Source organism: Vibrio sp. 03_296 (genome assembly GCF_002265885.1).
Genome location: NZ_NPKW01001119.1, coordinates 1 through 379, shown reverse-complemented (window position 1 = coordinate 379; position 379 = coordinate 1). Strand labels below are relative to the sequence as shown.

At 55.4% G+C, this 379-nt stretch carries 1 rRNA gene; it reads right to left on the bottom strand.

The annotated features are described in order from the left end of the window. Positions 1-379: ribosomal RNA gene (locus CIK04_RS30215) — 23S ribosomal RNA — on the bottom strand; the annotation flags it as partial.

Here is a 379-nt window from a genome sequence, read left to right as displayed (position 1 = left end):
TCGCGTACACTTAATCGGCGAACAGCCATACCTTGGACCGACTTCAGCCCCAGGATGTGATGAGCCGACATCGAGGTGCCAAACACCGCCGTCGATATGAACTCTTGGGTCGGTATCAGCCTGTTATCCCCGGAGTACCTTTTATCCGTTGAGCGATGGCCCTTCCATTCAGAACCACCGGATCACTATGACCTGCTTTCGCACCTGCTCGAACCGTCATTCTCGCAGTTAAGCGGGCTTATGCCATTGCACTAACCTCACGATGTCCAACCGTGATTAGCCCACCTTCGTGCTCCTCCGTTACTCTTTGGGAGGAGACCGCCCCAGTCAAACTACCCACCAGGCACTGTCCGCAACCCCGATTAGGGGCCAACGTTAG